Source organism: Pseudomonas sp. PSB11, from assembly GCF_014596605.1.
In the GTDB taxonomy this organism is placed as follows: Bacteria; Pseudomonadota; Gammaproteobacteria; order Pseudomonadales; family Pseudomonadaceae; genus Aquipseudomonas; species Aquipseudomonas umsongensis.
Window position 1 is genome coordinate 14,280 of record NZ_NOIO01000024.1, and the last position, 14,515, is coordinate 28,794.

9 protein-coding genes are annotated in these 14,515 nt (G+C 59.0%); 7 read left to right on the top strand and 2 right to left on the bottom strand.

Features of this window, described 5'->3' with window-relative positions; all coding sequences use genetic code 11:
- Positions 1-13: 13 nt before the first annotated feature.
- Entirely contained in the window at positions 14-310 is a 297-nt protein-coding gene (locus tag CGA21_RS23025) for a pyrroloquinoline quinone biosynthesis protein PqqE (protein WP_110750497.1), read from the top strand.
- 81 nt (positions 311-391) lie between these two features.
- On the opposite strand, the gene CGA21_RS23030 is transcribed toward CGA21_RS23025, so the two are convergent.
- Positions 392-1,648, bottom strand: coding sequence for a hypothetical protein (locus CGA21_RS23030; protein ID WP_110750499.1), 1,257 nt, complete (start codon positions 1,646-1,648; stop codon positions 392-394).
- Positions 1,649-1,959: 311 nt separating this feature from the next.
- On the opposite strand from CGA21_RS23030, the gene CGA21_RS23035 reads away from it, so the two are divergent.
- The 5 genes from CGA21_RS23035 (at position 1,960) to CGA21_RS23055 (ending at position 11,859) form a co-directional block, all read left to right on the top strand.
- Positions 1,960-3,765 carry a phenylacyl-CoA dehydrogenase gene (locus CGA21_RS23035; protein ID WP_020796028.1) on the top strand — a complete coding sequence of 602 codons (1,806 nt, stop codon included), beginning with the start codon at positions 1,960-1,962 and terminating at the stop codon, positions 3,763-3,765.
- 594 nt (positions 3,766-4,359) lie between these two features.
- Positions 4,360-6,486, top strand: a complete 2,127-nt coding sequence (locus CGA21_RS23040) for a cytochrome-c peroxidase (protein ID WP_188265111.1) — start codon at positions 4,360-4,362, stop codon at positions 6,484-6,486.
- A 152-nt stretch (positions 6,487-6,638) separates the two neighbouring features.
- Positions 6,639-7,931, top strand: a complete 1,293-nt coding sequence (locus CGA21_RS23045) for a GGDEF domain-containing protein (protein ID WP_042955245.1) — start codon at positions 6,639-6,641, stop codon at positions 7,929-7,931.
- Positions 7,932-8,018: 87 nt separating this feature from the next.
- Positions 8,019-9,815, top strand: a complete 1,797-nt coding sequence (locus CGA21_RS23050) for an acyl-CoA dehydrogenase C-terminal domain-containing protein (RefSeq protein WP_110750501.1) — start codon at positions 8,019-8,021, stop codon at positions 9,813-9,815.
- A 265-nt stretch (positions 9,816-10,080) separates the two neighbouring features.
- A complete protein-coding gene (locus CGA21_RS23055) occupies positions 10,081-11,859 on the top strand; it encodes an acyl-CoA dehydrogenase C-terminal domain-containing protein (protein WP_110750503.1) in 1,779 nt (592 codons plus the stop codon).
- Positions 11,860-12,086: 227 nt separating this feature from the next.
- Here CGA21_RS23055 and CGA21_RS23060 read toward each other — a convergent pair whose 3' ends face one another.
- Positions 12,087-13,016: a LysR family transcriptional regulator gene (locus tag CGA21_RS23060; RefSeq protein ID WP_020796023.1), complete on the bottom strand. Its 930-nt coding sequence runs from the start codon at positions 13,014-13,016 to the stop codon at positions 12,087-12,089.
- Positions 13,017-13,185: 169 nt separating this feature from the next.
- Between CGA21_RS23060 and CGA21_RS23065 the strand changes: the two genes are divergently transcribed.
- Entirely contained in the window at positions 13,186-14,469 is a 1,284-nt protein-coding gene (locus tag CGA21_RS23065; protein ID WP_188265112.1) for an aspartate aminotransferase family protein, read from the top strand.
- Positions 14,470-14,515 lie beyond the last annotated feature (46 nt).

Consider the following 14,515-nt stretch of genomic DNA (forward strand, 5'->3'; position numbering starts at 1 on the left):
ACGAGCTAACCCCATGGAAATCTCCGGAACCACCGCTTTTTATGCCGGTATGAGCACTATTCAGACAGGGCAGAATCGTATCGATCAAGCCTCTGGCCAGATCGCCAACACGACGATCGAGCGTTCGGTCACCAGCCAGTCTTCCGAGGCTCAGGTTGATCGCCTGCGTTCGGTCGACCGCAGTCGGCAGTCGGACCTGGCCAGCAATAGGGTGGAGATGTCCCAGGGCAAAGTTCAGGTTGAACTGGGTGTCAAAGTCGCCAAGGCATCCGACGAGGTGCTCGGTACGCTGATCGATACCTTCATCTGAGCGCTTGGCTTAGCGGCACGCCAATATCCTGTTAAGGCGCAAGCTCAATGGCTTTTGACCATTGAGCGCATTTGCACAGAATCAGGCCCCAAGGCGCCCCCACACTACTGGAAAGCGAGGGCCGTTAAAGAAGGCCCCGGAACTGCCCGAAACAACAACTCGTCCTCCCGGTTGAATCGTCACATCGGTACAGTCACCGACACTGTGGCCACGCCAGAAGGCCTCTATGTCTCCGTTGTTGCTGACGCGTTCGTAAAGCTCCATGGGCGTATCCGCCATGATACCTCTGCCCACGGCGACGATTTTGCCGTCCGGTTGGATCGCAAATGATTGGAAGGACAAATCGTTCATTGAGCGAGAGATCAGCAGAGGGGTTCCATCGTTGAAATCCCCATCAATGCTGCCGTCTTGATTAAGCCTGGCAAGTAGCCCGTTTCGGTGGCCGTCAAGGCCGCTCGCATAGCCGGCGATGATAATCTTGTCGTCATTCTGGACGGCAACCCGGGTAACAATATCGTCCATGAGAAGACCTTCAATATGCGCTTGCCCCCCTTTCTCACCGGGCACCACAACATCGGCATAGCCTGCTTGGCCAAAGGTTTTGTCCAGAATGCCCTCGGCCGTGTAGCGAACAACGGTCCGTGTTCGCTGTTTTTCACCTTCATATCTCCAACTGCCGGCCACGATAATGCTGCCATTACGTTGAATCTGGACGTTACAGGCATAGCTATCGCGGTCATGGAACTTGATATCGATGAACCCGCGGCCGTCGCCAAACAGCGGGTCAGGCTCGCCATCGACTTGCAGACAAAACAGCCTGCTCAAAGGGCGCCCTGATTGAAGTTTGTAGGTCGCAGCTATCAGTATTTTTTGACCGTTTTGCAGGCAGCCATCTACGAATTTGTACCTTAATGTATTGGCTGTCGCATCGACTGGTCCTGTTGTAATGACTCTGCGGCCAAACATCAGGTCGGAACTACCGTCGGAGTTAAAGCGGGTGACGGCGGGCCTCATTACTCCGGCTTTTAACGAGTCACCGATAACCAGGATTTTTCCATCTTCTTGCAGCAGAACGCGCCTCGGTGCGGATTGGTCGCCATTTTCGAAGTTCCAGGTTGTTTCCTCGAAGGAGGAGTCTTCAGCGCCGTCGACAAGGTAGCGCGATAGCCGAAAAAGGTCGCCGATCTGTGAGACCAGAATAAGTTTGCCGTCTTTATCAGAGGTGATTGAGTTTGCGGTGCCTCTTTCGCTGATCTCGATACGGCCATCGAATGCGAAGGCACGGTCGAGATTACCGGATGTGCGAGGTTGACTGGTGTCACTGGGCATCAATTCCATATCGTTTCTCCCGCGGAAAATATTCCTCCAGGCCACCGTGGCCGAAGTCGTGTCCGCTATAGTCAGTAAACAGGTTCTGCGCTGAGTCCGAACCTGTCAGAACTGACAGTTCGTTATTCTTTAGACGTCTATGAAACCGCTTCCAAGGACCATTGGCAGGCGATTTTCATTGGTCGACAGCCACGCGCATGACGAACGGCAAAAGATCGGTGCTTGACAAGATTTGGGCGTAAACGTATGTTTCAAACAGCTGTTTGATCGTTTCGACAACGGTCGCTCATTCCCGGTTACATCAGCAGAGGTTTATCGCTATGCCTGACTACAAGGCCCCCTTGCGTGATATTCGCTTCGTTCGTGACGAACTGCTCGGCTACGAAGCGCACTATCAGAGCCTTCCGGCTTGTGCAGACGCAACTCCGGACATGGTTGACGCCATTCTCGAAGAAGGCGCCAAGTTTTGTGAGCAGGTACTGGCTCCGCTGAACCGCGTGGGTGACACCGAAGGCTGCACCTGGAGCGAGTCCGGCGTTAAGACCCCGACTGGCTTCAAAGAGGCCTACAAGCAATTCGTCGAAGGCGGCTGGCCAAGCCTGGCCCACGACGTTGAGCACGGCGGCCAGGGCCTGCCGGAGTCTCTGGGTCTGGCAGTCAGCGAAATGGTTGGCGAAGCCAACTGGTCGTGGGGCATGTACCCGGGCCTGTCCCACGGCGCGATGAACACCATTTCCGAGCACGGCACGCCTGAGCAACAAGAGGCTTACCTGACCAAGCTGGTTTCCGGCGAGTGGACCGGCACCATGTGCCTGACCGAACCGCACTGCGGCACCGACCTGGGCATGTTGCGCACCAAGGCTGAACCTCAGGCCGACGGTTCCTACAAAGTCTCCGGCACCAAGATCTTCATCTCGGCCGGTGAACACGACATGGCCGACAACATCGTGCACATCGTGCTGGCCCGCCTGCCCGATGCGCCGGCTGGCACCAAAGGCATTTCCTTGTTCATCGTGCCCAAGTTCCTGCCAAACGCCGATGGTTCGATAGGTGCGCGCAACGCGGTGTCCTGTGGTTCCCTGGAACACAAGATGGGCATCCACGGCAACGCCACCTGCGTGATGAACTTCGACGCGGCAACCGGTTTCCTGATCGGCCCGGCGAACAAAGGCCTGAACTGCATGTTCACCTTCATGAACACCGCACGTCTGGGTACCGCGCTGCAAGGCCTGGCCCACGCCGAAATCGGTTTCCAGGGTGGCCTGAAATACGCTCGTGACCGTCTGCAAATGCGCTCGCTGACTGGCCCGAAAGCGCCGGAAAAAGCCGCTGACCCGATCATCGTGCACCCGGATGTACGTCGCATGCTGTTGACCATGAAGGCATTCGCCGAAGGCAACCGCGCGATGGTCTACTTCACTGCCAAGCAAGTCGACATCGTCAAGTACGGCGTGGACGAGGAAGAGAAGAAGAAGGCCGATGCGTTGCTGGCGTTCATGACTCCGATCGCCAAGGCCTTCATGACCGAAGTCGGTTTCGAATCGGCTAACCACGGTGTGCAAATCTACGGTGGTCACGGCTTCATCGCCGAGTGGGGCATGGAGCAGAACGTTCGCGACAGCCGTATTTCGATGCTGTACGAAGGCACCACCGGCATCCAGGCACTCGACCTGCTGGGCCGTAAAGTGCTGATGACTCAAGGCGAGGCCCTGAAGGGCTTCACCAAGATCGTGCACAAGTTCTGCCAGACCAATGAAGGCAACGAAGCGGTCAAAGAGTTCGTCACCCCGCTGGCTGCATTGAACAAGGAGTGGGGCGAGCTGACCATGAAGGTCGGTATGGCTGCCATGAAGGATCGCGAAGAAGTCGGCGCGGCCTCGGTGGACTACCTGATGTACTCGGGTTACGCCTGCCTGGCCTACTTCTGGGCTGACATGGCACGCCTGGCCGCCGAGAAACTGGCTGCCGGCACTTCTGACGAGGCGTTCTACACCGCCAAGCTGCAGACGGCGCGCTTCTACTTCCAGCGTATCCTGCCGCGCACCCGTACTCACGTTGCAACCATGCTGTCGGGCGCCAACAACCTGATGGACATGAAAGAAGAGGACTTCGCGCTGGGCTATTAAGTCTTAACGCGTTTGTTCAAAAGCCGCTGTTCTTTCGGGAACAGCGGCTTTTTTGTTTGTGGTTTTTAGTGAGAAAGTTGCGCGCAGGTCTGATTGCTGAAATTGCTATTAGCCTTTTCAGATGGTTTGCGACAATGTTCTCTCAATAAGTTAGTTCGACTAGCATCAATTTTTATACTCTTTGTAGCGATATTTATTCTCCTCGAGCAAATACTTTGCCAACGCGTTAACAAGCGCGGCCTCTGCCTCAGACGCCTGTGATTGGCCGGTTGTGGGGACTTTTACCCAGTGTCGGGGAGGGTTTTCACCAAAGTTGCGGAAGTCGCTATTCCTCGATTTCAAGCGAGAAAAAAAATATAAAAATCTCCTCTTGAAATCTTTTGTTACGACTACAGTGCAAGTAAGCGTCGCCGCAGAGCGACGAGCCAACAGCTATTAGCCAACGATTAGCGAGCACTTTGCCAGTGCAGTAATGCCTTGCGCGCTGCAACTTGGGTTTCATGTTGCAGTGTCAGCACGTTTGCTGGCCATGAGTCCAACTCGCGACGGGTTGCCGGAGCCTTGGCTGCTCCGTTCTGAATCGGGAGTGACATCATGCTGAAATATTTGCGCATCCTTCGAACAACCCCCCTGGCCTACGCGATAGTGGGCGTACTGATAACCACTGGTGTGTTCGCCGCTGACCCGGCGCAGGTCGACCCGCCCGTGCCTGAGGTGCCGACACTGCAATCGCTGCGCGGCATGACTCCGCCCGACCCTTCCGGTACCGAAGGCGGGCGCAAGGTCGACCTGATGACCGACTATGTGCTCAATCGCTCAGCGGCCATCCTCCTGGGCAAGGCCCTGTTCTGGGACATGGAAATCGGCAGCGACGGCGCCACCGCCTGCGCCTCCTGCCACTATCACGCCGGGGTGGACCACCGAACCACCAACCAGATCAACCCCGGCCAGGCACACACCAATGCCAACGTCGCGTCGATCTTCAACAAGCCGTTCGTAGCGCCCGATATCCCAGGCGACGTGCCTTCCTATGCGACCCTTTCCGGGGGCAAGGGCGGCCCGAATTACCTGCTCAAGAAAACCGATTTCCCGACCCATGTGCTGGCCAATCCCCTGGATCGCAACTCGCCCATCCTGTATTCCACTGATGACGTGATCGGCTCCCAAGGCGTGTTCGACGCCAACTTCGTCAAGCCCAACCAGCCGCGCTTCGACAAATGCACACAGCAACCGGACGGCATCTTCCAGGTCGGAGGCATCAATGTCCGGCGCAGCACCGGGCGCAATGCGCCATCGGTGATCAATGCCGCGTTCAACGTGCGCAATTTCTGGGACGGCAGGGCCAATAACGTATTCAACGGTTTCTCGCCCTTTGGCAATCGCGATCCCGATGCCGGGATCTACGTGACCAATGAGCGCAGCACCGTGGCGGTAAAGGTACGACTGGCGCTCAACGATGCCTCGGCCGCGTCGCAAGCGGTGGGGCCACCGGGCAGCGCGGTGGAGATGTCTTGCGGCGGGCGTACATTTGCCGACATCGGCAGGCGCATGCTCGACACGCTGATGCTCAAGCAGCAGCGGATCTCGTCTACCGACTCGGTGCTCGGCCCGGTTTCCGGGGCGCGTCGTCCTACTTATCGCGAGCTTATCAAGAACGCGTTCCAGCCACGGCTGTGGAATGCCACGCAAAACGTGCTGGTGGGCGGTGCGCCCTATACCCAGATGGAAGCCAATTTCCCCTTGTTCTTCGGCTTGGCGATCCAGATGTATGAAGCCACCCTGGTGTCGGACCAGGCGCCGCTGGATGCCTATCTGCAAGGCAATCACACAGCCATGAACGACCAGCAGGTCCAGGGCATGAATCTGTTCCTGGGCAAGGGCAAGTGCGTCAACTGTCACGGCGGCGCGGAGTTGACCAATGCCGCCAGCCGCTTGCAGTTCCATCCCCGCGAACGCATCGAACGCATGGTCATGGCGGATAACCTGACCACGCTCTATGACAACGGTTTCTACAACACTGGCGTGCGCCCCACCTCCGAAGACCTGGCACTCGGTGGCGTCGATGCCTGGGGCAACCCGTTGTCCTTCACTCGTCAATACAACACCCTCCTGCAGGGCGGGAAGATCCCTGACCCGCTGGATGTCGATGTGTGCACCTTCGAAGTACCCTTGAGCGCAGCCATTCCTTGCGATGCAACGCTGCAGCCCAATGTCGGTTTCCGCGACGCGGTCGACGGCGCCTTCAAGACGCCGACGCTGCGCAACATCGCGCTGACCGGGCCGTATTTCCATAACGGCAGCCGTGCCACGCTCAAGCAGGTGATGGAGTTCTACAACCGGGGCGGTGACCGTCGCGGTGAGGACGCCAGCAACACCAGCGGGTTCGAGCATCCTTCGGTCAATCAGCACAATGGCTCGAACCTTGACCCGGACATGACCAATTTGAATCTGACTCCGGATGAGATCGATGCGCTGGTCAAATTCATGGAGGTCGGCCTGACCGATCCGCGAGTCGCCTGGGAACGGGCGCCGTTCGATCATCCGTCGCTGGTACTGCCGCAGGGCCATGTGGGTGATGAGAATGTCGTGACGCAAAAACCGGTCAGTCCGAAGATCACCACCCGGCAAGCCGCGGACGCCAACATCCAGCTCAAACCGATCGGTGCCGAAGGCCGCCGACCCGAGGAGGGGCCATTACAGCCTTTCTATAACGATCTCTGAGCAACTTCCCCTGGCGTCACGAGCGGTATTGACTGCCGCCCGTGACGCTGTCTTAAAAATTTCTTGGTAATTGACTCAGCAAGTCGAGATCGGTGCCGTTACAGTTGTTGGCACATTGCCATCAATCGAAATGACGGGTCGGAGCTTTACCTTTGCCGCGTTCTTCCGCTGTCCGTGTGGGTCATTTTTTGCCGTCGTCAGTGCTCTTGCTGGCGGGGCTCGCGGCTGCCTACATCAAGGACCTGAACGTGTTCTTCACGTCGTTGTTCCAGGTGCTTCCAACCTTGGTGCTGTTGCTCGGCGGTGCCTACTGTGCGGTTTACCGACGCCAGCGCGAGCTGTTTCTGATGGTCACGGTGTACATCGCCTACTTCCTGCTCGACACCCAGACCGATTACTACCGTGACAATGGCAAGGTGCGAGACGACGCCGCAGTGGTCTTTCATTTGTGTTGCCTGCTGTTGCCATTGCTGTTCGGTGTATTCGCCGCTTGGCAGGAGCGTACGCATCTGTTCCAGGACATGGTCGCCCGTTTCGCCGTTTTACTGGCCGTCGGTAGCGTCGCATTGGCACTGGAGCAAAGTTACCCACAGGCGTTGCTGGTGTGGTTGTCGCAGATTCGCTGGCCTGCCCTGCACGGCGCCTGGATGAGCCTGATCCAGCTGTCCTATCCCGTGTTCATCGCATCGTTCGCGCTGCTGGCCTACCAGTACTGGCGCCACCCAAGACCGTTGCATGCGGCACAGCTGGTGGGGTTGCTCGGGCTGTTCTGGATGTTGCCGAAAACCTTCATCCTGCCCTTCACCCTGAACATCATGTGCAGCCAGGTGATGCTGATGATCGCGGCTGCCGTTGCCCATGAGGCCTATCAAATGGCCTTCCGTGACGAACTGACCGGGCTGCCCGGGCGCCGTGCGTTGAATGAGCGCATGCAGCGCCTGGGGCGCAACTATGTGTTGGCCATGAGTGACGTCGACCACTTCAAGAAATTCAATGACACCCACGGCCATGACGTCGGTGACCAGGTGCTGCGACTGGTCGCCAGCAAACTGTCGAAAATCGGCGGAGGCGGTAAGGCCTATCGCTATGGCGGAGAGGAGTTCGCCCTGGTGTTTGCCGGCAAGACCCTCGAAGAATGCATGCCGCACCTGGAGGTCATTCGCGAATCCATTGCCACCTACAACATTCATCTGCGCAATCAGGACAGCCGTCCACAGGATGACAATCAGGGCCGCCAGCGTCGTGCTGGCGCCAGCGCCTCGAGTGTGTCGGTGACTGTCAGCATCGGCGTTGCCGAACGGGTGGAACAACGCACGCCCGAGAAAGTGCTCAAGTCCGCTGACCAGGCGCTTTACAGCGCCAAGGGCGCCGGACGCAACTGCGTGATGGCGTTCGGTCAGAACCGCCGTGGCGCCGTGCGCATGGACGCTGCTGCGGTTGAGTGATGACGGCGCATTCAGCGTCTGGACTGTCATTGTGAAGGGCGGTGCGGCGGCAGTAGGTTTGAGTCATCTACTGCCGGAGAAACGACCATGCCCGCCTACAAAGCCCCCCTGCGCGACATGCGCTTCCTGATTGACCACGTCTTCGATTTCCACAGCAACTACTCAGCGCTCGGCGCCACCGAGGCCAGTCCGGACATGGTCAGTGCGATCCTCGAAGAGGGTGCCAGGTTTTGTGAGAACGTGCTGTCGCCTCTCAACCGTAGCGGCGACGAAGAGGGCTGCCATTTCGACAACGGTGTGGTCACGACGCCTGCAGGTTTCAAGCAGGCTTTCGCCCAATACGTCGAGGGTGGCTGGCATGGCCTGGCGGCTGATCCGGCGTATGGCGGTCAGGGTCTGCCCGGCTCGCTGGGGCTGGTCATCAGCGAGATGGTGGGTTCGAGCAACACGTCGTGGGGCATGTACCCCGGCCTGACCCACGGCGCCATGTCGGCGATCCACGCCCATGGCACTGAAGAACAGAAACAAACCTACCTGAGCAAACTCACCGCCGGCCAATGGACCGGCACCATGTGCCTGACCGAAGCCCATTGCGGCACCGACCTGGGCATCATCAAGACCCGCGCCGTGCCGGCAGCCGACGGCAGTTTTACGATCACTGGCAGCAAGATTTTCATCTCCGCCGGAGAGCACGACCTGAGCGCCAACATCATTCACCTGGTTCTGGCGAAACTGCCGGATGCACCGGCCGGCACCAAGGGTATTTCGCTGTTTATCGTGCCCAAGTTCCTGCCCGATACCCAGGGTGAAGCAGGCGAGCGCAATGGGGTTTCCTGCGGCGCCATCGAGCACAAGATGGGGATCAAGGCCTCGGCCACCTGCGTGCTGAATTTCGACGGGGCCAAGGGCTTTTTGATCGGGGAAGCGAACAAGGGCCTCAACTGCATGTTCACCATGATGAACCACGCGCGACTGGGCACGGGCATGCAGGGTTTGTGTCTGGGCGAGGCGAGTTTCCAGGGCGCGATCAAGTACGCCAACGACCGTTTGCAGATGCGCGCATTGACAGGCCCGAAAGCCCCGGAAAAAGTTGCCGACCCTATCATCGTGCATCCGGATGTACGTCGGATGTTGCTGACCATGAAAGCCTTCAACGAAGGCAATCGGGCCCTGACTTATTTCACGGCGCAGTTGCTCGACGTTGCGCACCTGAGCGCGGATGCAGCGGCGCGCCAGGATGCCGAAGACCTGCTGGCCTTCCTGACGCCGATCTGCAAAGCCTTCATGACCGAAACCGGGCTGGAAGTGACCAACCATGGCATGCAGGTATTCGGCGGCCACGGATTCATTCGTGAATGGGGGATGGAACAGCTGGTTCGCGACTGCCGGATCGCGCCGATCTATGAGGGCACCAACGGCATCCAGGCGCTGGACCTGCTCGGGCGCAAAGTGCTCGGCAGCCAGGGCAAGCTGTTGCGCGGCTTCACTAAAATCGTCCACAAGTTTTGCGCGGCCAACGTCGAGCATCCACAGTTGGGCAACTATGTGGCACAGCTCGATGAGCTGAATCAGCAATGGGGCGACTTAACGACCAAGGTCGGCATGGCGGCGATGAAAAACCCGGATGAAGTCGGCGCCGCATCGGTGGATTACCTGATGTACAGCGGTTACATCATCCTCGGCTACTTGTGGTTGCGCATGGCGTTGGTGGCGCAGGCGCAGCTTGATGCTGGCAGCGGCGACGCGGATTTCTGCCGGGCCAAACTGGCGACCAGTGAGTTTTACTTCAAGCGCCTGTTGCCGCGTACCGACGCTCATCGGGCGGCGATCGAAGCGGGGAGTGATTGCCTGATGCAGTTACCGGCGGAGTTGTTTGCGCTCTGATGGGCTTTTCTGTAGGAGCGAGCATGCTCGCGATGGTCGTTAACGATAACGTTGGAAGCCAGGTGCCCCGAGGCGTCCTCAGGTTTATCGCGAGCAGGCTCGCTCCTACAATTCTTGCGTTTCCCCCCTACATTTCACCAGTGACTAAAAATTACAAAACAGTCATGTGCTGACCCTATGTGTCGCAAAAGTTGTTGGGTTACACTCGGACCCAAAGAAAAGCATCTTTCCTACGAGCCATCTGTTTAGATTTGCGAGGTTTGCCATGGCTGACTACAAAGCGCCCCTGCGCGATATGCGCTTCGTCCTCAATGAGGTGTTCGAGGTCGCCAAACTCTGGGCCGAGCTGCCAGCATTGGCCGATTCCATTGATGCTGAAACGGTCGAAGCCATTCTCGAAGAAGCCGGCAAGGTCACCAGTAAAAGCGTTGCGCCCCTGAGCCGTGCCGCTGACGAGGAAGGTTGCCACTGGGCGGACGGTGCTGTCACCACGCCGGCGGGTTTCCCTCAGGCTTACCAAACCTACGCTGAAGGTGGTTGGGTCGGTGTTGGTGGAGATCCGGCCTACGGCGGCATGGGTATGCCCAAGGCCGTTTCGGCCCAGGTCGAGGAAATGGTCAACTCGGCCAGCCTGGCGTTTGGTCTGTACCCGATGTTGACCGCTGGCGCCTGCCTGTCGATCAACGCCCACGCCAGCGAAGAGCTGAAGGCCGCCTACCTGCCGAACATGTACGCCGGGGTCTGGGCCGGTTCCATGTGCCTGACCGAACCGCACGCCGGCACCGACCTGGGGATCATCCGCACCAAGGCCGAGCCTCAGGCCGACGGTTCCTACAAGGTCAGCGGCACCAAGATCTTCATCACTGGCGGCGAACACGACCTGACCGAGAACATCATCCACCTGGTGCTGGCCAAACTGCCCGATGCGCCGGCTGGACCTAAAGGGATTTCGCTGTTCCTGGTGCCCAAGTTCATGGTCAATGCCGATGGCAGCCTGGGTGCGCGCAACCCGGCCAACTGCGGCTCGATCGAACACAAGATGGGCATCCAGGCCTCAGCGACCTGCGTAATGAACTTCGACGAAGCCGTGGGTTACCTGGTCGGCGAGCCGAACAAAGGCCTGGCGGCGATGTTCACCATGATGAACTACGAGCGTCTGGGCGTCGGCATCCAGGGCCTGGCCACCGGCGAGCGCTCCTATCAGAACGCTGTCGAGTACGCTCGTGATCGTCTGCAGAGCCGTTCGCCAACCGGCGCGCAGAACAAAGACAAAGTCGCTGACCCGATCATCGTCCACCCGGACGTGCGTCGCATGTTGCTGACCATGAAAGCCGCGAACGAAGGTGGCCGCGCTTTCTCGACCTACGTCGCCATGCAATTGGACACCGCCAAGTTCAGCGAAGACGCCACCACCCGCAAGCGTGCGGAAGACCTGGTGGCCTTATTGACGCCGGTGGCCAAGGCGTTCCTCACCGATCTGGGCCTGGAAACCACGGTTCACGGCCAGCAGGTATTCGGCGGCCACGGTTATATCCGTGAGTGGGGCCAGGAGCAATTGGTGCGCGACGTGCGCATCACCCAGATCTACGAAGGCACCAACGGTATCCAGGCGCTGGACCTGGTGGGACGCAAGATCGTCGGCAGCGGCGGGGCGTTCTACAATCTGTTTGCCGACGAGATTCGCCATTTCACCGCAACGGCCAGTGCTGACCTGGCGGAGTTCACCAAGCCGCTCAACGATGCGGTGGCGACGCTCGACGAGCTGACGGCATGGCTGCTGGATCGGGCGAAAAACAACCCGAATGAAATCGGCGCGGCGTCGGTCGAGTACCTGCAAGTATTTGGCTACGTGGCCTATGCCTACATGTGGGCATTGATGGCCAAGGCCGCCTTGGGCAAAGAAACGCAGGACGATTTCTACGCCAGTAAACTGGGCACCGCACGCTTCTATTTCGCCCGTTTGCTACCGCGTATTCACTCGCTGAGTGCGTCGGTGAAGGCGGGTAGCGAATCGCTGTTCCTGTTGGAGGCCGGGCAATTCTGAGTTTGTAACCTGATGTAAGCATTCTCTTACATGACGTGCTGCTGTTCTCCCATAGTCGTAAATTGGATCCACAGCTAATCTACTGCTTATGGACGTAGCGCAGGAAGCGCAAAGTAACAACACGGACACGTAGGATTCTGCCAGGACGGCGGAGTGAAATGGATGTCAGGGAAACAGTCTGCAAAGCCCCGCTTCGGCGGGGTTTTCTTTTGCCTCGAGAAAAGTGTTCAGCTCAGGCCGTCCAGTGCCGGCGGGCTGTTCAAGCGTTCATCCGGCCGATTGATCACCTCCTCCAGCAACGTGCGCAGCAAGGCCAGCGAGGCCTGTTGCCGTTGCACATCGCGACAAACCAACCCGACTTTCAGCGGCACCCGCGGCTCGCTCAGGGGTTTCCACAACAATTGCTGGTTGCCGTGGGTCTTCTGCGAGCGTCCGGGCAGTACCGTCGCCAGTCGCGTGTGCGGCAGGCTGTCGAGTATGCCGGCCATGTTGTTCAGCTCGGCCTGCACTTGCGGACGCCGTCCCAGGCTGGCCATTTGCGCCTGCCAGATCTGCCGTATCTGAAACTCTTCGCCCAGCAGCAACATCGGCAGTTCGGCAGCCTGGCTCATGGAGACTTTCTTGAATTCGCGCAATGGATGGTCTGCCGGGATGACCAGCGTCAGTTCGTCTTCGTACAACAGCACTCCGTGCAGACCCGGCTGACGAGGCGGCAAGTAGCCGATGCCGATGTCCAGCGAACCATTGAGCAAGCGTCGCTCGATTTCCAGTCCCGTCAGTTCATAGATCTGCACCACCAGATGAGGCTGCGCCTTGCGCACCCGTTCGAGCATTTGTGGCACCAGGCTGGTGTGCACGGTTTGCAGTACGCCAATGGCCAGGGTGCGCAGCGCATGCCCCTTGAAGTTGCCCAGTGCTTCACGTGCCCGTTGCAGGCCATCGAGCAAGGGCAGGGCATGGTTATAGAGCGTATGGGCCGCAAGGGTCGGCAATAGGCGTTTGCTGCTGCGTTCGAACAGGCTCACATCCAGGGTTTGTTCAAGGTGGCGGATCTGCTGAGACAGCGCCGGCTGTGAAATGGACAGGCGCTCGGCAGCCCGGCCCACATGGCCCTCTTCGTAGACCGCGACGAAATAACGCAGTTGCTTGAAATCCATAAGTAATTCTTATCGAAAATGCTGGGAAATCGAAATGGCTCATCGCCTTGCGGGGGCCTAGTCTAACCGCATTCACACGGCTTACAGGGCCCCGGAACGCGATGAACTCCCTTCGCTTCGATGACGTTTGCATAGGTAACGCAAAAAACCTTCTGCGAGGGTTGCGCCCATGAATCTGTTCAGCCTGCGTCGACATGCGCCCAGTCTCGATGATTTGCTGCAGGACAGCTCCTCTGCCCCAAACGCGGACAACCTTTGCAGCGAGTACTTGATGCCCAGTGTCGATCGACCCCAACAGGTATTTGCCCGCGGCCAGGGTTCCTGGTTGTGGGACAGCGATGACCGTGCGTACCTGGATTTCTCCCAGGGCGGCGGTGCCAATAGCCTTGGTCACAGCCCCAAGGCACTGGTCAGCGCCATTACTGCGCAGGCGCAAGCGTTGATCAATCCGGGTTTCGCCCTGCATAACCGCGGCATGCTCAAGCTCGCCGAGCGCCTGTGTGCCGTCACCGGCAGCGACCAGGCCTACCTGCTCAACAGCGGCAGCGAGGCCTGTGAGGCGGCGATCAAGCTGGCGCGCAAATGGGGTCAACGGCACCGCGGCGGGGCTTCGCGGATTATCGTGGCCGATCAGGCTTGCCATGGTCGTAGCCTGGGGACGATTTCGGCGTCGGACAGTTCGACCCTGGTCAACCGCTTCGAGCCGCAGCTACCGGGCTTCAGTCGCGTCCCATTCAATGATCTTGCGGCGCTGAATGCGGCGGTGGATGAACGGACCGTGGCGATCATGCTCGAGCCGATCCAGAGTGAAGCCGGGGTGATTGCGGCCACCGCGCATTACCTCAAGGGGGTCGAGCGCCTGTGTCGCGAGTTGGGCATCCTGCTGATCTTCGACGAGGTGCAAACCGGTGTCGGTCGCTGTGGCAGCATGCTGGCTGAACAGTCCTTCGGTGTGCGGGCCGATATCGTCGTGCTCGGCAAAGGGCTTGGTGGTGGCGTACCGGTGGCGGCGCTGCTGGCGCGGGGCAAGGCCTGCTGCCTGGAAACCGGCGAAATGAGCGGTACCCATCATGGCAACGCACTGCTGACTGCAGCCGGCCTGGCGGTGCTCGATAGCGTGCAGGACAAAGGCTTTCTCGAGCATGTCGGGGAAATGGCTCAGCACCTGCGCGAAGGCCTCCAGCGTTTGTCCCATCGTTACGGACATGGCGAATTACGCGGACAAGGGTTGCTCTGGGGGCTGACGCTTTCCGACGACTCGGCAGACGCCGTGGTCAAGGCCGCGTTGTACGAAGGGCTGCTGCTCGACGCGCCGCGAGCCGATTGCCTGCGATTTACCCCGGCGCTGACGGTCAGCAAGTCCAATATCGATGAAATGCTGCTGCGCCTGGCCCGTGCCTTCTCCCGCGTACGCACCGCACAGCTGCAATGCCGTAAAGGGATTGCCGTCTGAGCGGACGCTTGCTGCACGAATTCCCGAACCGTCTCGCGGTATAACG

Bases quoted from the DNA above. Each gene is read 5' to 3' on its own strand.
- CGA21_RS23025 (WP_110750497.1), top strand. From the start codon at position 14: ATGGAAATCTCCGGAACCACCGCTTTTTATGCCGGTATGAGCACTATT.
- CGA21_RS23030 (WP_110750499.1), bottom strand. From the start codon at position 1,648: ATGGAATTGATGCCCAGTGACACCAGTCAACCTCGCACATCCGGTAAT.
- CGA21_RS23035 (WP_020796028.1), top strand. From the start codon at position 1,960: ATGCCTGACTACAAGGCCCCCTTGCGTGATATTCGCTTCGTTCGTGAC.
- CGA21_RS23040 (WP_188265111.1), top strand. From the start codon at position 4,360: ATGCTGAAATATTTGCGCATCCTTCGAACAACCCCCCTGGCCTACGCG.
- CGA21_RS23050 (WP_110750501.1), top strand. From the start codon at position 8,019: ATGCCCGCCTACAAAGCCCCCCTGCGCGACATGCGCTTCCTGATTGAC.
- CGA21_RS23055 (WP_110750503.1), top strand. From the start codon at position 10,081: ATGGCTGACTACAAAGCGCCCCTGCGCGATATGCGCTTCGTCCTCAAT.
- CGA21_RS23060 (WP_020796023.1), bottom strand. From the start codon at position 13,016: ATGGATTTCAAGCAACTGCGTTATTTCGTCGCGGTCTACGAAGAGGGC.
- CGA21_RS23065 (WP_188265112.1), top strand. From the start codon at position 13,186: ATGAATCTGTTCAGCCTGCGTCGACATGCGCCCAGTCTCGATGATTTG.